21 protein-coding genes are annotated in these 18,766 nt (G+C 62.3%); 11 read left to right on the forward strand and 10 right to left on the reverse strand.

What is annotated here, in order from left to right; all coding sequences use genetic code 11:
• Positions 1–88: 88 nt before the first annotated feature.
• Positions 89–562: a transcription elongation factor GreA gene (greA, locus tag FZF13_RS17170; RefSeq protein ID WP_024925367.1), complete on the forward strand. Its 474-nt coding sequence runs from the start codon at positions 89–91 to the stop codon at positions 560–562.
• Positions 563–616: 54 nt separating this feature from the next.
• Here greA and waaC read toward each other — a convergent pair whose 3' ends face one another.
• The 4 genes from waaC to FZF13_RS28955 are packed head-to-tail and all read right to left on the reverse strand — an operon-like array spanning position 617 to position 3,649.
• Positions 617–1,588 (reverse strand): lipopolysaccharide heptosyltransferase I, encoded by a 972-nt coding sequence (gene waaC / locus FZF13_RS17175; protein WP_024925366.1) that lies wholly within the window; start codon positions 1,586–1,588, stop codon positions 617–619.
• Positions 1,585–2,592: a lipopolysaccharide heptosyltransferase II gene (gene waaF, locus FZF13_RS17180; RefSeq protein ID WP_024925365.1), complete on the reverse strand. Its 1,008-nt coding sequence runs from the start codon at positions 2,590–2,592 to the stop codon at positions 1,585–1,587. Before waaF ends, waaC begins: the two co-directional genes overlap by 4 nt.
• On the reverse strand, positions 2,565–3,512 hold the full coding sequence (gene rfaD / locus FZF13_RS17185; protein WP_024925364.1) for an ADP-glyceromanno-heptose 6-epimerase: 948 nt from the start codon (positions 3,510–3,512) through the stop codon (positions 2,565–2,567). The genes waaF and rfaD overlap by 28 nt, the downstream gene beginning before the upstream one ends.
• Entirely contained in the window at positions 3,512–3,649 is a 138-nt protein-coding gene (locus tag FZF13_RS28955; protein WP_161773052.1) for a hypothetical protein, read from the reverse strand. The genes rfaD and FZF13_RS28955 overlap by 1 nt, the downstream gene beginning before the upstream one ends.
• Between FZF13_RS28955 and rfaE1 the strand changes: the two genes are divergently transcribed.
• From rfaE1 to FZF13_RS17200, 3 genes are read left to right on the forward strand one after another with little or no spacing between them, the layout of a single operon-like run.
• Positions 3,648–5,135, forward strand: coding sequence for a D-glycero-beta-D-manno-heptose-7-phosphate kinase (gene rfaE1, locus FZF13_RS17190; RefSeq protein ID WP_024925363.1), 1,488 nt, complete (start codon positions 3,648–3,650; stop codon positions 5,133–5,135). The two genes, FZF13_RS28955 and rfaE1, sit on opposite strands and share 2 nt — an antisense overlap.
• A gap of 7 nt (positions 5,136–5,142) precedes the next feature.
• Positions 5,143–5,727 (forward strand): D-sedoheptulose-7-phosphate isomerase, encoded by a 585-nt coding sequence (locus tag FZF13_RS17195; protein WP_024925362.1) that lies wholly within the window; start codon positions 5,143–5,145, stop codon positions 5,725–5,727.
• Positions 5,724–6,323 (forward strand): D-glycero-alpha-D-manno-heptose-1,7-bisphosphate 7-phosphatase, encoded by a 600-nt coding sequence (locus tag FZF13_RS17200; protein ID WP_024925361.1) that lies wholly within the window; start codon positions 5,724–5,726, stop codon positions 6,321–6,323. The genes FZF13_RS17195 and FZF13_RS17200 overlap by 4 nt, the downstream gene beginning before the upstream one ends.
• Here the strand turns inward: FZF13_RS17200 and FZF13_RS17205 are convergent.
• Both FZF13_RS17205 and FZF13_RS17210 read right to left on the reverse strand, forming a co-directional pair.
• Entirely contained in the window at positions 6,307–7,065 is a 759-nt protein-coding gene (locus FZF13_RS17205; RefSeq protein ID WP_244431125.1) for a glycosyltransferase family 2 protein, read from the reverse strand. The genes FZF13_RS17200 and FZF13_RS17205 overlap by 17 nt on opposite strands.
• A 108-nt stretch (positions 7,066–7,173) precedes the next feature.
• A complete protein-coding gene (locus FZF13_RS17210; protein ID WP_024925359.1) occupies positions 7,174–7,662 on the reverse strand; it encodes an Lrp/AsnC family transcriptional regulator in 489 nt (162 codons plus the stop codon).
• Positions 7,663–7,920: 258 nt separating this feature from the next.
• On the opposite strand from FZF13_RS17210, the gene trxB reads away from it, so the two are divergent.
• Entirely contained in the window at positions 7,921–8,895 is a 975-nt protein-coding gene (gene trxB / locus FZF13_RS17215) for a thioredoxin-disulfide reductase (RefSeq protein ID WP_024925358.1), read from the forward strand.
• A 55-nt stretch (positions 8,896–8,950) separates the two neighbouring features.
• The gene (locus tag FZF13_RS17220; protein ID WP_024925357.1) at positions 8,951–9,847 is read left to right on the forward strand and encodes a LysR family transcriptional regulator; all 897 of its coding nucleotides are present in this window, start codon (positions 8,951–8,953) and stop codon (positions 9,845–9,847) included.
• A 49-nt stretch (positions 9,848–9,896) separates the two neighbouring features.
• On the opposite strand, the gene FZF13_RS17225 is transcribed toward FZF13_RS17220, so the two are convergent.
• Together FZF13_RS17225 and FZF13_RS17230 are read right to left on the reverse strand one after the other, a co-directional pair.
• A complete protein-coding gene (locus tag FZF13_RS17225) occupies positions 9,897–10,400 on the reverse strand; it encodes a methyltransferase family protein (protein WP_024925356.1) in 504 nt (167 codons plus the stop codon).
• A gap of 827 nt (positions 10,401–11,227) precedes the next feature.
• Positions 11,228–13,279: an elongation factor G gene (locus FZF13_RS17230; RefSeq protein WP_024925355.1), complete on the reverse strand. Its 2,052-nt coding sequence runs from the start codon at positions 13,277–13,279 to the stop codon at positions 11,228–11,230.
• A 187-nt stretch (positions 13,280–13,466) separates the two neighbouring features.
• Here FZF13_RS17230 and FZF13_RS17235 point away from each other — a divergent pair, with 187 nt between their 5' ends.
• On the forward strand, positions 13,467–13,862 hold the full coding sequence (locus FZF13_RS17235; RefSeq protein ID WP_024925354.1) for a (R)-mandelonitrile lyase: 396 nt from the start codon (positions 13,467–13,469) through the stop codon (positions 13,860–13,862).
• Between the two features lie 82 nt (positions 13,863–13,944).
• Here FZF13_RS17235 and FZF13_RS17240 read toward each other — a convergent pair whose 3' ends face one another.
• Entirely contained in the window at positions 13,945–15,147 is a 1,203-nt protein-coding gene (locus tag FZF13_RS17240; RefSeq protein ID WP_024925353.1) for a pyridoxal phosphate-dependent aminotransferase, read from the reverse strand.
• A gap of 182 nt (positions 15,148–15,329) precedes the next feature.
• Here FZF13_RS17240 and FZF13_RS17245 point away from each other — a divergent pair, with 182 nt between their 5' ends.
• The 3 genes from FZF13_RS17245 (at position 15,330) to FZF13_RS17255 (ending at position 17,697) form a co-directional block, all read left to right on the forward strand.
• Positions 15,330–16,229 (forward strand): EAL domain-containing protein, encoded by a 900-nt coding sequence (locus tag FZF13_RS17245; protein ID WP_024925352.1) that lies wholly within the window; start codon positions 15,330–15,332, stop codon positions 16,227–16,229.
• Between the two features lie 183 nt (positions 16,230–16,412).
• Positions 16,413–17,024: a glutathione S-transferase family protein gene (locus FZF13_RS17250; protein WP_024925351.1), complete on the forward strand. Its 612-nt coding sequence runs from the start codon at positions 16,413–16,415 to the stop codon at positions 17,022–17,024.
• A 46-nt stretch (positions 17,025–17,070) separates the two neighbouring features.
• Positions 17,071–17,697, forward strand: a complete 627-nt coding sequence (locus FZF13_RS17255; RefSeq protein ID WP_024925350.1) for a glutathione S-transferase family protein — start codon at positions 17,071–17,073, stop codon at positions 17,695–17,697.
• A 228-nt stretch (positions 17,698–17,925) separates the two neighbouring features.
• Here FZF13_RS17255 and FZF13_RS17260 read toward each other — a convergent pair whose 3' ends face one another.
• Positions 17,926–18,135 (reverse strand): cold-shock protein, encoded by a 210-nt coding sequence (locus tag FZF13_RS17260; RefSeq protein WP_024925349.1) that lies wholly within the window; start codon positions 18,133–18,135, stop codon positions 17,926–17,928.
• 271 nt (positions 18,136–18,406) lie between these two features.
• On the opposite strand from FZF13_RS17260, the gene FZF13_RS17265 reads away from it, so the two are divergent.
• Complete coding sequence (locus FZF13_RS17265) at positions 18,407–18,739, forward strand: hypothetical protein (RefSeq protein ID WP_036255237.1); 333 nt, start codon at positions 18,407–18,409, stop codon at positions 18,737–18,739.
• Positions 18,740–18,766: the final 27 nt, after the last annotated feature.

Raw genomic sequence — 18,766 nt, forward strand, 5'->3', positions numbered from 1 at the left:
TCAGTCCGAGGCTGCCGGACCGTTTTCTTTTTGCACCCAGCGACACGGTCTGCCCCGTTGAGGGGCTGGCGGCATGAAAGGTGAAACGATGAACAAAGTGCCGATGACAGGCGGAGGTTTTGCGACGCTCAGGGAAGAGTTGCGCTGGCGCCAACAAGAAGAGCGGCCGCGCATCATCGAGGCGATTTCAGAGGCGCGCTCGCATGGCGATCTTTCGGAAAACGCCGAATACCACGCCGCAAAAGAGCAGCAGAGCCTCAATGAGGGTCGCGTCAGCGAACTCGAGGATCTGGTTGCCCGCGCCGAAATCATCGACGTTTCCAAGCTGACCGGCGACAAGGTCAAATTCGGCGCCACCGTCGTGCTTGTCGACGAGGATACCGAGGAAGAGAAGACCTACCAGATTGTCGGCGACCAGGAAGCCGACGTGAAGTCGGGCCGCATTTCGATCTCCTCACCGATTGCCCGCGCGCTGATCGGCAAGGCCGTTGGCGATGCCATCGAGGTCAACGCGCCAGGCGGCGCCCGCGGCTACGAGATCGTAGAGGTCCGTTTCGTCTGAGTTTTTCGGATTTCCCCCGGTGTAGCGATCCCGCTCGCCGGGGCGCCTGAACGGTCAGGCTCGCCCGTCTTTCAAAGCCAGCAGCCTGGCCGCTTCCTCGAAAGCGGCCCGAGGCGTGACGCGTCCGTTTTCGCCTGCGATCAATGTCGAGGCAAAGGGGCCACGCGGTCCGGTCAGCCCCGGCTCCGTGGTCAGGAAGATGGCAACCGTCGGCAATCCAAAGGCTGCGGCAAGATGCGTCAAACCCGTGTCCGCGCCGACAACCAGCGTCGCGCCGCCGATCAGGCGCGCGACATCCGACAGAGGCGATTTCGGCACCACCAGCGTTTCCGGCACGGCATTGCCGATCGCCTCCGCCACGGTTCTTTCCTTGTCATTTGACCAAGTGGTAACCGGAGAGAACCTGCTGGCGACCATAAGTTGGGCCGTTTCGATCCAGTCTTGCATCGGCCATTTCTTGTCCTCGCGGCTGGTTCCGTGCAGCAGGATCGCGGTTCGCTCTGCCTGCGCCAAGGGCGCGCCGGGCGGCACCACGATGCCGGAATCGAGCGTCGACAGGTCCGGCTCGTAACCAAGTGCCAGGCCGAACAGGCGCCTGGTGCGCTCGATGGCATGCATGTCGCGGGGCACGCCATAGCGCTGGTCGTAAAAGACGGTTGCCGAGGGTTCGCGCGCGCTCGCCTTGTCGAAGCCGGCGATCGGTGCTCCGGCGAGCTTCGCCACGAAGGCAGATTTCAGCAAGCCTTGAGCATCGAGAACGAGATCGTAGTGGCCGGCGCGCAATGCGTGGCGCAGCGCGGCGCCCTCGCGCCAGGTGTTGGAGGAGACGACCTGCTTCCGCCAGCGCCGCAGGGCAACCTTGTGAATGGTACCGATCGCGGGGTGGAGTGCAACGATGTTGGCGAAGGCTTCTTCCACGCACCAATCGAAGGACATGTCGGGTCGTGCGTTCAACGCGTCCTGAACGGCGGGAAAGGTGTGGATCACATCGCCCATCGAGGACGTCTTGACGATCAGCACTTTCATGCGGCGGCCGGCGCATCGATCAGATGGTCGGCGGCCTGCAACACACGTTCGACATCGAGGGTGTTCAGGCAATTCATATGGCCGAGCGGGCAGACTTTCTTGTGACACGGCGAGCAGGAAAGCTGCAGCCATACCAGCTCGCGCCGCTCGGCCAGCGGAGGCGTGTTTTCGGGCGAAGTCGAGCCATAGACTGCAACGACCGGCGTCCCGACGGCGGCCGCGACGTGCATGAGCCCACTGTCGTTGGATACAGCGAGCCTTGCCGCCGCGATCAGGTCGATGGCGTCCACCAGCTGCGTCTTGCCGGCCAGATCGACACATCCGGGAGCCAACTCGGCGATTTCTGCCGTTACGGCGCTATCGTTCCTGGAGCCGAACAGCGCCACCCGCAACCCTTTCGCCATCATGGCGCGGGCAAGGCCGGCATAGGAAGCGCTCGGCCAACGCTTCGCCGGCCCGAACTCGGCGCCCGGCATCATTGCCACGAACGCCCCCTCAACAAGCCCGTAGCGAGCGAGGAGTTCCGCCTGGTTCGCGCCATCCACGGTCAGCTTCGGAGCCTGGAAGGAACCACCACGCGCCAGCGAAAAGAACCCATGCGCCGTGCGGCGTTTCTGCTTCTCGGGCAGCGGCACGATGTCGGTGAGCAGGCCGTAGCGCATCTCGCGCAGATGGCCGACGCGCTTGGGGATGCCTGCAAAGAACGGGATAAGCGCCGACTTCAGGCTGCCGGGCAGAACATAGGCCATGTCGTAGCGGCCCTTGAGCATGCGGCCGAAGCGGCGGCGCACGCCAAGCTCCAGCTTGCCGGACGGTACCGGCATTTCGATCTGCTGGCGAACTTCCGGCATGCGCCCTACCAGCGGAGCGGCCCAGGCAGGCGCCATCACGTCGATGCCGGCGTTTGGATAAAGCTGCTTCAGTGCCGAGAACAGGCACTGCGCCATGACCATGTCGCCCACCCAGCGGGGGCCGATCACGAGGATCGTCGGGCTTTCAGCCATTCGACATAGTCTTTCACGCCGGTTTCGACATCGCGGAACTGGCCATTGTAGCCGGCTGCGCGCAGGCGGGACATATCAGCTTGCGTGAAGCTCTGGTAGCTGCCCTTCAGATGATCGGGGAAGTCGATATATTCGATGCTCCCCTTGCCGAGCGAGGTGATGACCGTCTCAGCTATGGCGCGGAAAGGCTGGGCGCGGCCGGTACCGCAGTTGAAGATGCCGCTGACGCCGCGTTTCCAGAGCCAGAGATTGACGTCGGCGACATCGCCGACGTGGATGAAATCACGGCTCTGCTCGCCGGGACCAAACCCGTCATAGGCGCCGAACAGCTTCGGGTTTTCGCCACGCCCGACCTGGTTGAACAGGTGGAAGGCGACCGAAGCCATCGTGCCCTTGTGCCGCTCGCGCGGGCCGTAAACGTTGAAATAGCGCAGGCCCGCAACCTGCGAATGGCTGGGACCGACGTTGCGGCGCACATAGTCGTCGAAAAGTTTCTTCGACCATGCATAAACGTTGAGCGGGCGCTCGAACTCGGCTTCCTCGCGGAACTCAGAGCCGCCGCCGTAGACGGATGCGGAGGAGGCGTAGAGGAACGGCACGCGTGAGCCCAGACAGGCGTGCAGCAGTCGTTTCGAGTAGGTGAAGTTCACGTCCATCATGAACTTGCCGTTCCACTCGGTGGTCGTCGAGCAGGCACCCTGATGGAAGACGGCTTCGACGAAGCCGAGTTTCCCGGCCTCAATGAGCGGCAGGAATTCGTCCTTGTCGAGGTAATCGGCGATCCTGAGGTCGGCCAGATTGACGATCTTGTGGCCGTCGGTCAGGTCGTCGACGACGAGGATGTCGTCATGGCCTTCCGCGTTGAGCGCGGCGACGATGTTGGAGCCGATCATGCCGGCTCCACCGGTTACGATGATCATCAGGGCCTCGAATTGGTGAGCGGATCGAGGCTCTTATAAGAGAGGCCGGCGAAGCTGTCGACACGGCTTGCCTTGCCGGTCGTGCTGGCGGCGCCGCAGTTGCGCAGACAGGGTTTGCGGTATATCCGCTTCGCCATGAGCGAGTTGCACCTGTCTTCTCCCGAAATCCTCCACCGCGCGATTGCACGGTTCGCCGATGTCACCGTCCTGGTCGTCGGCGACCTCATTCTCGACCGCTTCGTCAATGGCGTCATCGAGCGCATCTCACCGGAAGCGCCGATCCCGGTTCTGCACGGGCGCGGCGAGATGCTGGCCGTTGGCGGCGCCGGCAATGTCGTCTCCAACATCGTTTCGCTGGGTGGCCGGGCGGTTCCTGTCTCGGTGCTCGGCGATGACGCGGCGGGCCGCAACGTCATGCGCATGTTCGAGGAACTCGGCGTCGATGCCACAGGGATCGGGCAGACGCGCGAACGCATGACCTCCTCGAAAAGCCGGTTCAGCGCGCTTAACCAGCAGGTTCTGCGCTTCGACGAGGAAGAGGTCCGCGCACCCAATGCGGCGGAGCGCAAGGAGCTCGTCGCGCATTTTCGCGCAGCGCTCGAGCGCGCGGACATCGTCATCCTCTCCGACTACGGCAAGGGTGTTCTGCTCGACGGCGTGGCCGCGGAATTGATCGCGATTTGCCGCGAGGCCGGCAAGCCGGTGCTCGTCGATCCGAAGGGGCGGGACTATTCACCCTATCGCGGTGCGACCGCTGTCACGCCGAACCGCAAGGAACTGGGCGAGGCGGCGGGACGCGCCGTGTTCGCCGACGATGAGATCGTGGCTGCGGCGCGCGAGTTGATCGCCGCGAACGGCTTTGACTTTGTCGTCGCCACGCGCAGCGAAAAGGGCATGAGCGTGGTCGATGCCGGATCGGCTCGCCATATCGCCACGCAGGCACGGGAAGTGTTCGACGTCTCCGGCGCCGGCGACACCGTGATCGCCTCCTTCGCGCTGGCGCTGGCCGCCGGGGCCGACCGCGCCGCAGCGGCGGCCATTGCCAATGCCGCCGGCGGTGTCGTCGTCGGCAAACGCGGCACGGCGCGGCTGACCGCCGACGAATTGACCGGCGCGCTGTTCCGCTCGCACGGCGCCATTCACAAGGACGCCATCCTCGACGCCGCCGCCGCGCAGCGGCTGGTGGCGACCTGGAAGGAAGAGGGGCTGACGGTGGGTTTCACCAACGGCTGCTTCGACATTTTGCACGCCGGGCACGTCAGCCTGCTGCATGCCGCGCGCAGCCAGTGCGATCGGCTGGTGCTCGGCCTGAACAGCGACGCCTCGGTGCGGCGCCTGAAAGGACCGAACCGGCCCGTCAACGATCAGCACGACCGCGCTTGCGTGTTGGCGGCGCTCGCTTCCGTCGATGCCGTCGTGGTCTTCGACGAGGATACGCCGCTGAAGCTTATCGAAACGCTGCTACCCGACATCCTGGTCAAGGGCGCGGACTATACGATCGACCAGGTGGTCGGTGCAGAGGTGGTGCAGAAAGCGGGCGGGCGCGTTGTCCTGGTCGATCTCGTCGCGGGAAAGAGTACCACCGGCACAATCGGCAAACTGCGCGCCGGCACAGGAAACTGAGAGCTTCATGTCCAATCTGAATGACTACCTCGACCGTTCGGCCGCCGCGATCACCGCCATGGTCGAACGCGATCTTTCGGCCGAAATGCAACGGGCGACCGATGCGGTCGTAACCGCTTTGTCATCGGGCAAGGCGTTTCTGATCTGTGGCAATGGCGGTTCGGCCAGCGATGCGATCCACATCGCCGGCGAACTGGTCGGGCGGTTCCTGAAAGAGCGCAAGGCCTATAACGTCATTGCGCTGCCTGCCAATGCCGCGGTGTTGACCGCCTGGGGCAACGACTACGGTTTCGACACTGTCTTTTCGCGCCAGGTCGAAGCGCATGGTGCGCAAGGTGCGGTGCTGCTGGCGATTTCGACCAGTGGCAATTCGCCATCCATCCTGGCAGCGGCCGAACAGGCGCGAACGATGGGCATGACCGTGATTGGCATGACCGGCGATACCGGCGGCAAGCTGAAGCCGCTCTGCGATGTGCTGCTCAACGTGCCTTCGACCTCGACGCCGATCATCCAGCAAGGCCACATCTGCCTCTACCATTATCTGTGCGAGGAGGTGGAAATCCGCCTCAGCGCCAGCCCGGACAACCGATGACGGAAGACGCTGTCCGGTTCCCGCTCGCCGAGCCGGGGCTGTGGGTGGAGCGTGTCGGCGACACCGTCTTTCCGTCGGGCGAGCCGGCCCTCTTTCTCGATCGCGACGGCACCATCAATGTCGATACCGGCTATCCGAGCAATGCCGGACAGGTCGTTCTGCGCGAAGAAATCGTGCCGGTCATCCAGACCGCCAACAGCGTCGGGCTTCCGGTCGTCGTGGTAACCAATCAGTCCGGCATCGCGCGCGGCTATTTCGGCTGGGCTGAATTCGCGGCGGTCAATGGTCGCGTGCTGGAGCTTTTGCACGCAAGGCATTGCTCGGTCGACCTGGTGTTGGCGTGCGCCTATCACGAAGCAGGCAACGGACTGCTCGGCGTGGCCGATCACCCGATGCGCAAGCCCAATCCGGGCATGTTGCTGCGGGCGGCCGAGATTTTGAAGGTCGATCTGGCACATTCGCTTGTGGTCGGCGACAAGCAAGCCGATGCTGAAGCCGGGCGTCGGGCGGGGCTGTCGAAAATATTCCTGGTGGGCGGCGCGGTCAGCGCGGAACAGGCCGCGATCGCCGAAATGGAAACTATTCGCCGGCTTTGACCGAGCTGCCATTGGAGCTGGAGTCGCGCGCTTCGAACAGCTTCGCCTCGGTCACATAAGAATAGAGAAACACCATCGCAGAATGGACGTAGCCGTGGCGGCCGCAGAGAAAATAGCGCTTGCCGACGTAAAATTTGAGGAAATTGACCCAGGGTGAGAACACGAGGCGCGACATGCTCGGCTCGTCTCCCTGCTCCATCTGGGCTTCGACCTTGAGCGACGAATAGGCGTTCGTGCGGCTCAACTCGTTCGCAACCGACGTCGGGCGGCGGTGGAGCAATGTGCCTTTCTGAATCAGGGCTGTCTCGCCAGGGACCTTGTAGGTTTCATGCACGCGGCGGGAGAGGTCGACCGATGCCTTGTCGCGCCGGAAGAGCCGAAAGATGCGGTTATGGGCAACCCACCGATGGGCATAGCCGTAACCGTTGATCCAATCGCGGCGGCGGACGTACCAGCCGTTGACGGCGTCATCGCCCTTCTGTGTCGCTTCCATGATCGACTGCTTCAACTCGGTATCGACGCGCTCATCGGCATCGATGCTCAGGCACCAGGGCTGGGTAGCGTGCGTGAGTGCGAAGAGCCGCTGCTGCGGAAAACCAGGCCACTCATTGCGGATCAGACGGATCGGAAAGCCTTTCGCCGCAAAGCTTTCGATGCATTCGAGCGTGCCGTCGGTCGATCCCGAATCCACGACGACGATCTCCGCGCAGAAGTCGACGCTTTCCAGGCAGTCGGCGATCATGCCGACTTCGTTCTTGCAAATGATGAGCGCGGAAACGGGAGCTTGAAATCGGGACATCTGAAACAATCTGAGAGAAGGTCGGATAATGCCTTGCGGCCGGCACTTTCCCTATGTTTGGTGCGCCGCGCCGATTTCAACCAGTCCTTCGTCCTTGACCTGGCGGATGGTCAATGCGGTCCGCACCGTGTCAACATTCGGCGTGGAGGTTAGTTCCTCGATCACGAAACTTTGGAAGGTGGCGAGGTCGCTGGTAACGCAATGTAGCAGAAAGTCGGATTCCCCCGATACCATCCAGGCGTCGCGAACGATGGGCCAGCTGCGGGTACGTTCGGCGAAGGCCTTGAGTTCCGCATCGGCCTGATGATGCAGACCGATGAGGCAGAATGCCACGACATCCATGCCGAGCACGGGCGCATTCAGCAAGGCGCGATAGCCGCGGATGATGCCGCTTTCCTCCAGTCGCTTGACGCGTCGAAGACAGGGAGGGGCGGAAATGCCGACCCTGCGCGAAAGCTCGACATTGGTCATACGGCCGTCTTTTTGCAGCTCGCGCAATATCTTCCAGTCGATGGCGTCGAGATCGGCCTTGATCGGCATGGTCGCTGTCCGCTGCGCAAGAATGTTTCGCGACATCGTCATTAAACGAGTTTGCGGGTCGCGCCATCCCTGCGAAAAGGAAATTTCGATATTCACCGGGGGTTAACCACAAGCATCCGGTTCCGCATCGTGTATTCAGCATTATGGGGACACTTGTCGCACGTCCTTGCTGGGGAAGGGGCCAGCACTTACATTGCGGCAACAATTGCCGCTCGTTTCGGCCGCGCCATGCGGCCGTCCTTCGCAAAAGGCCGTTTCATGACCGTCAAGCACGCGCCCGTTCTCATCATCGGCTCCGGCCCGGCCGGCTACACTGCTGCCATCTACGCGGCGCGGGCGATGCTGAAGCCGATGCTGGTCGCGGGCCTGCAGCAGGGCGGCCAGCTCATGATCACCACGGATGTCGAGAACTATCCGGGTTTTGCCGAGCCGGTGCAGGGGCCGTGGCTGATGAGCGAGATGCTGAAGCAGGCCGAACACGTCGGTACCGACATCGTCAATGACATTATCACCGAGGTGAACCTGGATGTTCGCCCCTTCGTGGCCAAGGGCGATTCCGGCACGACCTACACGGCGGATACGCTGATCATCGCCACCGGTGCGCAGGCCAAGTGGCTGGGCATCCCTTCCGAGCAGACTTTCATGGGCTTTGGCGTGTCGGCTTGCGCCACCTGCGACGGCTTTTTCTATCGCGGCAAGGACGTCGCCGTGGTCGGCGGCGGTAATTCCGCTGTTGAAGAGGCGCTCTATCTGGCCAATCTGGCCAAGTCGGTTACGGTCATTCACCGTCGCAGCGAGTTCAGGGCGGAACGCATTCTGCGCGAACGCCTGATGAAGAAGGATAATGTCCGCGTCATCTGGGACACGGTGGTGGACGAGATCACCGGCCGCCCCGGGAAGACACCGCTGCCGCCTTCGGTCGAAGGACTGAAGCTGCGCAACGCCGTCACCGGTCAGGAAAGCCTACTCAAGGTCGATGGCGTGTTCGTGGCGATCGGTCACGCGCCGGCGGTCGAACTGTTCGCCGGCAAGCTCAAGCAGAAGTCGAATGGTTATCTGTGGACCGCGCCGGATTCGACGCGCACCGATATTCCGGGCGTCTTCGCGGCCGGCGATGTCACCGACGATATCTATCGGCAGGCGGTGACCGCGGCGGGTATGGGATGCATGGCGGCGCTCGAAGCCGAGAAATATCTCGCGGGCATAGAGGTACATCGGGAAGCGGCGGAGTAAGCCGCAAAATCTCCGAAATCTTTCTTCAGACGCCAAAACGAAAACGAGGGGAATCATGGCGCTGGATTGGGACAAACTTCGCGTGTTTCACGCCGCAGCGGAGGCTGGCTCCTTCACGCATGCGGCCGAGACACTGCATCTTTCACAATCGGCCATTTCGCGGCAGGTCAGCGCGCTGGAACACGATGTCGGCGTGCCCCTGTTCCATCGCCATGCCCGCGGGCTGGTGCTGACCGAACAGGGCGAGATGCTGTTTCGCACGGCGCACGACGTGCTGATGAAGTTGGAATCGATCAAGACAAGGCTGGCGGAGTCCAAGGATCGGCCATCCGGCATTCTGCGCGTGACGACCACGGTCGGTCTTGGGGCCGGCTGGTTGACCGATCGGGTGCAGGAATTCATCGACCTCTACCCGGAAATCCACCTCCAGCTCATCCTCGCCAATGAAGAGCTGGACCTGACCATGCGGCAGGCGGACTGCGCCATCCGGCTCAGGCAGCCCCAGCAGCCGGATCTGATCCAGCGGCGCCTGTTCACGGTCCACTTCCACCTCTACGCCTCGCCGGCCTATGTGAACAAATATGGCAAGCCGGCCTCCGTGGCCGAGTTGAAAAACCACCGCATCGTCACGTTCGGCGTGCCGGTGCCGACACATCTTTCGGAGCTCAACTGGCTGGAGACGGTCGGCGATTTCGAAAGCGGCCAGCGCGTTCCGACGCTGCAGATCAACGACATCCTGTCGATCAAGCGCGCCGTCCAGGGCGGCGCAGGCATCGCCATGCTGCCCGACTATGTCATCGGCAAGGATGCCGGTCTGGTGCAGCTTCTTCCGGAAACCGAAGTACCGTCCTTCGACACCTACTTCGCGTATCCCGATGCGATGAAGAATCAGGCCAAGCTGCATGTGTTCCGCGACTTCATCATCGCGAAGGCTCGCAACTGGTCATATTGAAGGCAAGCTGGTTCAGCTCCCGTTTCGGCAGATTGGGTGCCGGCGGCGCTCAGCCGCCTTGCCATGGCGTCAGCCGTGGCAGCCAGCCGGGAACGGCGCGCCGATAGGCTTCGTACTGGGCGCCGTAACGCCTTGCCAGGGTCGGTTCTTCGTAAAGGCGAACAAAAGACCCTACCGCCACCGCCACGACGATCGCGTAGAGAAGGACGGCCCAACTGGCGAAGAGCATCGCTTGGCCGACAATGATCGACAGCACCGCGACATACATCGGGTTGCGGACGAAGCGGTAGACACCGCCAACGACCAGCTTTTCGGTCGGCGCGATCGGGGCAGGGGTGCCGGAGCCTTCGAGGGCAAAACGGGCAAAGCAATGAACCAGCACGGCAATCGCCGTGATGATCAGCAGCGCGCCGAGCAGGGTTTGAGGCAGGAAGCCTGAGAAGGGCATCCTGTAACGGTCGAGGACCAGCCAAGGCAACACACCAGCTACGATGCACGGTGCCAGCAGGAAGAAGACGGCACTGCCCGCCACCGCCGAAGCTCTGGTCTTCATGACAATCCCCGTGCATTGGGCCGCGAAAGGGCTAGCCCATATGATGCCTGTTTCGATGGCAGCGGTCCGCGCTGTTGGCATGCCTGATCGACGTTGTTTGCAGCGCAGCACGACAATCATTGTGCAATATGCTTGCTTTTCTGGCCCTATGGCCAAGAAATGCGCGTTGGACCACAGCCTGTGCCTTTTTGCATGTGTGCGTTGCAAAATGAGTGCTTGTTTCTTGGGCAGGATACGCCCATATATCAGTCATCTCCTGGGCGCGTTCTCCTCCCATTAGCGCCCTCGAGTGTTCCCCTCTGGAGGTTTAGCCCTAACGGGCACTTCCATTCAACTTAGCCGGGTCTTCGCGATCCGGCTTTTTTGTTTTCTGAAGCAGGATACGCCCTCGCGGCGATCTTTCAGCATCGAGCCCCATTCCCGACCAATAGTGCCGCACCATCCACCGTCGCCAGCTGGTCCAGCGCGCGGCGGTTTCGGAAATCGGCTGCCCAAGCGCTATTCATCCGCCGTGTAACGGTGACATGTAACATCAGGTAACATGCAGTCGACGCGAATTAGCGACTATGCACATACCCAGGACGCGGTGTGGATTGTTCGGGGATGGGGGCATCTTCCGAACAGTCGGGCTCTGGCAACGGCCGCGTCCAGTCCTATTTTTCCCGGTGTGGCGGCCGCCGGGGCCAGGCGGCGGACTTGAGGTTTCCTCCCGGAGACGAAGCGGTCCCAGAAAAACGGCGCCCCGCAATCGGAGCGCCGTTTTTTGTTCAACGCTGCAAGCCTTGTGGCCCAGCCAAACGGCTTTTCCCGAAGGCAGCCGGTATTCCTCAGGCTGCCTTGCCGTTAGAGTTCATGACCTCGTCGGCCAGGCGCCCGGTCAATTCGGCCATATGATCGAAGGTTGCCGTATAGCTGGCCACGCCGGCGGTCGCCGAGCGCAGCTCGATGATGAGGTCACCGATCTCAGCCTGCGGCATTGTCGCCTCCACCACATCCCATCCCGGCCAGTCGGAGCGGGCGTCGTATCCCAGGATTTGGCCACGACGTTGCGGAATGAGGGCAATGATCTTGGCCGTCGCATCCGATGGCGTGACGATCTCGACCTTCATGACCGGCTCCAACAGTACGGGCGAGCAGGCCGCCATGCCCTCCTTCATGGCGAGTTTGGCCGCCATCTGGAAGGCCATGTCGGACGAGTCGACCGCGTGGTAGGAACCATCCGACAGGTTCACGGTGACGTCGACCACGGGGAAGCCGAGCGGCCCGCCCTTGAGATAGTCGCGTACGCCCGTCTCCACCGACTGGATGTAGGTCTTCGGCACCACACCGCCTGTGATCGTGTCGGTGAACTGGAAACCCGTGCCGCGTGGCAACGGCTTGATCTCCAGCACCACGTCGCCGAACTGGCCGTGGCCGCCCGACTGTTTCTTGTGGCGGCCACGCTGCTGTACGGATTTGCGGATTGTCTCCCGATACGGCACTGCGGGGGCGTGGCCCTCGATCTGGATCTGGTTCTTGCCTTCCAGACGTTCGCGCACCACCCGCAGATGCATCTCGCCATGTCCCGACAGCACTGTCTCGGCCGAATCCTGGTTGTGGCTGACGCTGAGCGAGGGATCCTCCTCGGCAAGCCGCTGGATGGCGGCCGACATTTTGACATCGTCCTTGCGTTCCTTGGGCCGCAGGGCAAAGGCAAAGACCGGCCGTGGCGCGGCGAGCGCCGCGAGCGGTTTGGCGCCACCCTTGGCGGAGGTCAGGGTCTCGCCGGTGCGGACTTCGTCGAGCTTGCCCAGCGCGACCGTGTCGCCGGTCCTGGCCGACGGCTGTTTCGATTGGTCCTTGCCCAACATGCGGTAGATGCCGGAAATCTTCGCCGTGTTTCCATTGGGCAGGAAGAGCTCGGCGCTGTCGGCCACTTGCCCCGACAGGATGCGGGAGACTGACAGCTTGCCGCCATGGGCGGTGTGGATGGTCTTCATCACCTGCACGATCGCTGCCGGTCCATCGAGCACACCGAGGCGCTTGCGGGTCGCGTCGATGTCGGGAGCGTCATGGCGGATGGTCTTGAGGAGGCGCAGAACGCCATTGCCCTTTTCGGCGGTGCCGATCAGCACCGGCGTCACCGCGCCGGTTCGCAAATCCGCGGCCAGGTCGTCGAAGACAGCGTCGCGGGGCGGTTCGATCTCCTCAAGCAGTTGCTCCATCAGCTGATCGTCGTGGTCGGCCAGCGTTTCCAGCATCGAGAAGCGGGCCTCGATCTCGCGCGCCTTGTCGTCGCTGGGGATTTCAGCGACCTCGCTTTCGGCATATTCGCGATAAATGTAGGCGCGCTCCAAAGCGAGGTCGATCGAGCCGATGACGACCCCGTCCTTGCGCAACGGAATCTGGCGCAACAATAGCGGCACGGAGCTGGTCGGCTGCAGCATCTTCAGCGTTTCGCGCACGCCGGCTATCGCCTTGTCGACCTTGTTGAGGAACAGGATGCGCGGCACGCCGAGTTCGTCGAGCTTGCGCATGATGAGCTGGAGAGCCGGAATCTTCTTCTCGTCTGCCTCGGCCACGACCACCGCGATGTCGCATGCAGCGAGCACGGGTTCGGCCTCGAACGCAAATTCGATGGAGCCGGGGCAATCGACGAAGGTGAGCTGGTCGCCCATGAATTCGGTGGATGCGAAAGTGGCTTCGACGCTCATGGCGTGCGAGCGGGCTTCCGGCGAATGATCCGACACGGTGTTGCCGGACGAGACCGGGTTCTGCCTGGGAATGGCGCCCGTGCGGGCGAGAATGGCTTCGAGAAGTGTCGTCTTACCGCTGGCGAAGGGACCGACTATGGCGATGCATTTCGGTCCCGAGCGTCGTCCTCCGGCGCGATTACCCATGCTGACCTCCACTCAGGCATTTCGCTGAGAGCGGCGGCCGGCCTGTCGGCCGTCGCAGGCAGGTCGGTTAGCCACCTGCCGGAGATCATCGAAACATGGGTTAGGAGGCAGGGCAAGGAAAATAGGTGACGATCGGGCGCGGATGACCGACAAAGGCGCTCGGGCTGGTTTCAGAAGGAGAACGCCGGTGAAAATCATCGCTTGCGGCAGCGTGCCGACAATCATCGCCTCCAATGCCTATTTCACCGGGCGGGTGACGCAAAATCCGATCATCGAGACCGAGGCGCCGGCGCGGCTGCGCGCAACCTCGGTCAGTTTCGAGCCGGGTGCTCGCACGCATTGGCACACGCATCCGCTCGGCCAGACGCTTTACGTCGTCTCCGGAGCGGGACTTGTTCAGAGTTCGGGCGGGCCGATCCGCGAGATCAGGGCCGGCGACACTGTCTGGTTCGAGCCTGGCGAGAAACACTGGCACGGCGCCGGTCCGAAGACGGCGATGACCCATATCGCCATGCAGGAAGCGCTCAACGGCTCGCCGGTCGATTGGCTGGAACCGGTGAGCGACGAGCAGTATGGCGGCTAAGGCCGACGGCCCGACCGCTGCCCAAACAAAAAGCCCGGTCCAGGACCGGGCTTTTTCAATCATTGCATCATGGTAGCCGTTTTCAGGTCAGGCTTGCGGTGAAGCGCTGGATGCGCGTGCAGGCCTCTTCCAGAAGCGTTTCGGAGGTTGCGTAGGAGATGCGGAAGTTCGGGCCGAGGCCGAAAGCCGAGCCGAACACCACCGCCACACCTTCCGCCTCGAGCAGCTCGGAGCAGAACGTCTCATCGGTATCGATCACCTTGCCGGCGGCGGTCTTCTTGCCGATCAGCTGCGCGCAGGACGGATAGACATAGAAGGCGCCTTCCGGCGACGGGCAGGTGATGCCGCGTGCCTGGTTCAGCATCGACACGACCAGATCGCGACGTGCCTGGAAGATCGCCTTGTTTTTCTTCACGAAATCCTGCGGGCCGTTCAGCGCTTCCACCGACGCCCACTGCGCGATGGTGCAGGCGCCGGATGTCTGCTGGCCCTGGATCATGTCCATCGCCTTGATGAGCGGCAGCGGGCCGGCGGCATAGCCGATACGCCAGCCGGTCATGGCATAGGCTTTCGAGACGCCGTTCATGGTCAGCGTGCGCTCGTAGAGACGCGGCTCCACCTCGGCGATGGTCTTGAAGACGAAATCGCCATAGGTCAGATGCTCATACATGTCGTCGGTCAAAATCCAGACCTGCGGGTGCTTCAGCAGCACCTCGGCCAGGGCCTTGAGTTCGGCCTCGCTATAGGCGGCGCCGGACGGATTGGACGGCGAGTTCATCACCAGCCATTTCGTTTTCGGCGTGATCGCCTTTTCGAGCGCAGCGGCGGTCAGCTTGAAGCCGTTGTCGATGCTGGTCTCGGCAAAGGCCGGGGTGCCGCCGCAGATCGCCACCATTTCGGGATAGCTGACCCAGTAAGGGCGGGGGATGACGACCTCGTCGCCCGGGTTGAGCGTGGCCATGAAGGCGTTGAACAATATTTGCTTGCCGCCAGTGCCGACGATCGTCTGCTCCGGCTTGTAGTCGAGATTGTTTTCGCGCTTGAACTTCTTGGCGATGGCGTCGCGCAGAGGCGCGATGCCCGAAACCGGCGGGTATTTGGTCTCGCCGCGGCGGATCGCTTCGATGGCCGCGTTCTTGACGTTGTCGGGCGTATCGAAGTCCGGCTCGCCCGCGCCCAGGCCGATGATGTCGCGGCCAGCATTTTTCAGCTCGCGCGCTTTCTGCGTGACCGCGATGGTCGCGGAAGGCTTAACGCGGGAAAGGGCATCGGCGAGGAAGGCCATGACATATCTCCATTGGGCAGCAGCCAAGACGGCAGCGGCGCTTGTATTGTCGTATCGGCAAAACAAGCGCAAGCTTCGTTTGATAAGCCAGAGACCCGTAAGCGCATTCGAATATATTAACGCGCGGTAAAACCTTGGTGAGTAGATTTGCCGGGTTCTTGCAGGTCGTGAAGCGAGGGACTGTGTCGCGCAGCATCGGGTTAGCCCATGTCATCCGTCACGATGATGGTACCTCGACCGGTGTCTGGGGCCCGTATACTTTAAAAAGCGCCTTCCAGCCCATCTTCGCGTTCCAGGAAGGCAAGCTTGTCGTCGTCGCCTTCGAGGGGTTGATCCGGCCTTTCCGCGACGGCGAATTGCAGTCGCCCAGCGCGTTCTTCGCCAATTGCCCGCCGGCGGATCGGCTGCATATCGAAGCGCTCACCCGCACCTTGCATTTGCTCAATGTCGGCGTCAGCCTGCCGGAGGAAAGCTCCATCTTCATCAATTTCGACCCTTCGGTTTTCATCGACAGGGCCGTGTCCGAAAGCGCGTTGCGCGAAATGCGGCTTGTGCTGCACGAAGCCGGCATCGACCCACAGCGTGTCGTCTGCGAGGTGACCGAGCAACGCTCGGCCTCGAAGGAGGCGCTCTCCAATTTCGTCGAAGCGCTGAGGACGAACGGCTTTCGTATCGCAGTGGACGACTACGGCGCCGACGATTCCGACATCAACCGTATCAAGGAACTGCGGCCCGACATCGTCAAGTTCGACGCTCATTGGATCACCCAGTTGATGGAATCCGGCGCGGGTTTTGCCCTGCTGATGACGATGGTCGAAGCGTTCGAAGGGCGAGGCATCCGAACGGTTTTCGAAGGCATCGAGGAAAGCTGGCAGCTCGATCTCGCCGAGAAATCGGGCGCCTCCATGGTGCAAGGCTACGTGCTGGCCAAACCGGAGATCGCGCCGACCAGTTTCCGTGCACTGACCAGGACCATGCAGGCCCTGGAAGCGCACCACCAGCCGTCTCCGGAACCTGACGGCAACGGGCCGTCCCCGCCGGCGCGCCCAGGCAAAACCTTCGGCAAGCGCATCATCCAATAATCGACGACATGTGCCGCAAGCGCCTGTTGGCCGACCCTCACGCGCTCTTTGCACGAATTGCGCGGGAATCGAGAGCGGCGCCGTTAAGCGAATGCATCACTGTCGCTGATCGAAATACAGCAAAAGAAATCGCTGGATGATGTACCCTGGCTGCGGCAAAGGGGTGCTTTCCGGGGAAGCGCGATGACAATATTCTACGGCATGATCGACAGCGGCAACTGCTACAAGCCGCGCCTTCTGATGGCCAAGCTTGGTCTGCCCTTCACCAATGTCGAAGTCTCCTCGCACAACGGTGCGACGAGAAAACCGGACTTTGTCGCCAAGAACCCGAATGCGATGGTGCCTCTGCTCGAACTGGACGATGGCAGGCGCATCGCCGAATCCAATGCGATCCTGCTTTATCTTGCCGAAGGCACGCGGTTCCTGCCCGCCGATCGCTACGAGCGGGCGCTTGCCTATCAATGGCTGTTCTTCGAGCAATACAGCCATGAACCCTATATCGCCGTGCGCAAGGCGTTGCTGACTTTTCCCGAGCGGGCCAAGGATGCAACGCCGGAACGGCTCGCAACGACGCTGGAGCGCGGCAACAAGGCGCTTGGCGTGATGGAGCAGCGACTGCGGCAGAGCCCGTTCTTTGCAGGAAACAGCTACAGCGTCGCCGATATCGCGCTTTATGCCTACACGCATACGGCCGAGTTCGGCGGCTTCGATCTCAAGGTCTATCCGGCCGTCGGCGCATGGCTCAAGCGCGTTGAGGCCGATCCCGGCCACGTCCCGATCGAATGGCTGCCGTGAGACAATTCAACATGGGCCGCGCCATTGATTGCGGGAAGGCGACTTCATGATCCTGATCGGGCAATATGATTCACCGTTCGTGCGGCGGGTCGGCATCGCGCTGACGCTCTACGGCATTCCCTTCGAGCACAGACCCTGGGCGACCTTTGGCGACGCCGACAAGATCCGGCCCTACAATCCGCTGACCCGCGTGCCGACGCTGGTGCTGGACGATGGCGAAGTGCTGATCGAAAGCCATCTCATCCTCGATTACCTCGACAGCCTGGTGCCGGCCGAGGAGGCGATGTTTCCGCGCGCGCAGCCGTTGCGGCGCAAGGCGCTCAAGGTGGCGGCACTTGCGACCGGCATGGCCGACAAGGCGGTGAGCCTGTTCTACGAAAAGCGCCTGCATGCCGATGTTTCCGGCCTGTGGGCGGAGCGGTGCCGGACGCAGATCGCTGGCGTACTCGCCGCGCTGGAAAGCGATCTGGCGGATCGCGGACATGAATTCTGGTTCGGCGACCGCATTGGCCATGCCGATATCGCGGTGGGAGCGGCGCTGCGTTTCGTTAACGACGCGCATCCGGGGCTGGTGTCGATGTCCGGATTTCCGAAGCTGGCGGCGCATGCGGCAAAGCTCGAGGCGATGCCGGTCTTCAAGGCGATCGCCCAGGAGTTCGTGGCGCCGGCCTGAGCGGCGATCGCTTCGAAGGTCGATGGGAAAAAACAAAAAGGCGGGATAAATCCCGCCTTTCCAATGTCTGCTAGCCTGACCCGGAGCATTCTGGGTGACGCTGGCGGCAATCTGCCGCTTCAGCCTGTCTTGCCTTTCATGCTCCGGCGCGCTTCTCGCGCGACTGCCAGTACATCCGTGACTTGCCGCGCGCCCCGGGCTATTGCCCGGCGCGCGCCTTGCGCCAAATCAGGCTGCCGACAGAGATCCAGCCGAGGACTTGCCGGTGCGGCGGTCCTGCTCGATCTCGTAGCTGATCTTCTGGCCATCAGCCAGGGTGGTCAGACCAGCACGCTGCACAGCGGAGATGTGGACGAAAACGTCCGCGCCGCCGGCATCAGGCTGAATGAAACCGAAGCCCTTGGTGGCGTTGAACCACTTGACCGTTCCAGTTGCCATATCGATGTTCCTTCACATTCACTTGCGTTTTCTTCAGACCGGACCCTATCCGGCCGTTGGTATCGAGATTTTGGAGAAAGACGGGAGCAAACGCGGGTATCGCGAGGCATGGGGTCAATCGGCCCAAATATCAACGCCACGCATATAAGCGACTTTTTCTCCAAAAACAAGGTGGTGTTGTTCAATCGTCAATGCAGTGCACCGCCAGACTGGCGAGATGCAGGACGGCGGCGTAATCTGGCGGCTTGCGCGCTTCACGCCGGAGGAGGCCATGAAAAAGACGATCCTGCTTGCCGCCTGTCTGTCCCTGGTGGCCGCCGAAGCCGGGGCGATCTCGCGCTACGATCCGACCCGCATGAGCTGCGACCGGGTGCAGGCGCTGGTTACCCGCGAGGGCGCCGTCATCCTGCGTTATCGTTCCAAGCACAATCCCAACCTGCCGCTCTATGACCGCTACGTAGCCAGCGCTCGCTTCTGCGACATGGGCGAGGTGCGCAGCCGCGCCTATGTGCCGAGCGCGGACACCAGTTCCTGTCCGGTGTTCAAATGCAAGCGGCCCGACAACGACCGCCGCTTCCGCCGCATGATCACGCCGTTCGACTAACGGTTCGCCCGGCGCGCTTTTTCGAGC

Source organism: Mesorhizobium terrae (assembly GCF_008727715.1).
Taxonomy (GTDB): Bacteria; Pseudomonadota; Alphaproteobacteria; order Rhizobiales; family Rhizobiaceae; genus Mesorhizobium; species Mesorhizobium terrae.

What these genes read in the sequence shown, in the direction of transcription:
- greA (WP_024925367.1), top strand. Translation starts at nt 89, where the DNA reads ATGAACAAAGTGCCGATGACAGGCGGAGGTTTTGCGACGCTCAGGGAA.
- waaC (WP_024925366.1), bottom strand. Translation starts at nt 1,588, where the DNA reads ATGAAAGTGCTGATCGTCAAGACGTCCTCGATGGGCGATGTGATCCAC.
- waaF (WP_024925365.1), bottom strand. Translation starts at nt 2,592, where the DNA reads ATGGCTGAAAGCCCGACGATCCTCGTGATCGGCCCCCGCTGGGTGGGC.
- rfaD (WP_024925364.1), bottom strand. Translation starts at nt 3,512, where the DNA reads ATGATCATCGTAACCGGTGGAGCCGGCATGATCGGCTCCAACATCGTC.
- rfaE1 (WP_024925363.1), top strand. Translation starts at nt 3,648, where the DNA reads ATGAGCGAGTTGCACCTGTCTTCTCCCGAAATCCTCCACCGCGCGATT.
- FZF13_RS28955 (WP_161773052.1), bottom strand. Translation starts at nt 3,649, where the DNA reads ATGGCGAAGCGGATATACCGCAAACCCTGTCTGCGCAACTGCGGCGCC.
- FZF13_RS17195 (WP_024925362.1), top strand. Translation starts at nt 5,143, where the DNA reads ATGTCCAATCTGAATGACTACCTCGACCGTTCGGCCGCCGCGATCACC.
- FZF13_RS17200 (WP_024925361.1), top strand. Translation starts at nt 5,724, where the DNA reads ATGACGGAAGACGCTGTCCGGTTCCCGCTCGCCGAGCCGGGGCTGTGG.
- FZF13_RS17205 (WP_244431125.1), bottom strand. Translation starts at nt 7,065, where the DNA reads ATGATCGCCGACTGCCTGGAAAGCGTCGACTTCTGCGCGGAGATCGTC.
- FZF13_RS17210 (WP_024925359.1), bottom strand. Translation starts at nt 7,662, where the DNA reads ATGCCGATCAAGGCCGATCTCGACGCCATCGACTGGAAGATATTGCGC.
- trxB (WP_024925358.1), top strand. Translation starts at nt 7,921, where the DNA reads ATGACCGTCAAGCACGCGCCCGTTCTCATCATCGGCTCCGGCCCGGCC.
- FZF13_RS17220 (WP_024925357.1), top strand. Translation starts at nt 8,951, where the DNA reads ATGGCGCTGGATTGGGACAAACTTCGCGTGTTTCACGCCGCAGCGGAG.
- FZF13_RS17225 (WP_024925356.1), bottom strand. Translation starts at nt 10,400, where the DNA reads ATGAAGACCAGAGCTTCGGCGGTGGCGGGCAGTGCCGTCTTCTTCCTG.
- FZF13_RS17230 (WP_024925355.1), bottom strand. Translation starts at nt 13,279, where the DNA reads ATGGGTAATCGCGCCGGAGGACGACGCTCGGGACCGAAATGCATCGCC.
- FZF13_RS17240 (WP_024925353.1), bottom strand. Translation starts at nt 15,147, where the DNA reads ATGGCCTTCCTCGCCGATGCCCTTTCCCGCGTTAAGCCTTCCGCGACC.
- FZF13_RS17250 (WP_024925351.1), top strand. Translation starts at nt 16,413, where the DNA reads ATGACAATATTCTACGGCATGATCGACAGCGGCAACTGCTACAAGCCG.
- FZF13_RS17255 (WP_024925350.1), top strand. Translation starts at nt 17,071, where the DNA reads ATGATCCTGATCGGGCAATATGATTCACCGTTCGTGCGGCGGGTCGGC.
- FZF13_RS17260 (WP_024925349.1), bottom strand. Translation starts at nt 18,135, where the DNA reads ATGGCAACTGGAACGGTCAAGTGGTTCAACGCCACCAAGGGCTTCGGT.
- FZF13_RS17265 (WP_036255237.1), top strand. Translation starts at nt 18,407, where the DNA reads ATGAAAAAGACGATCCTGCTTGCCGCCTGTCTGTCCCTGGTGGCCGCC.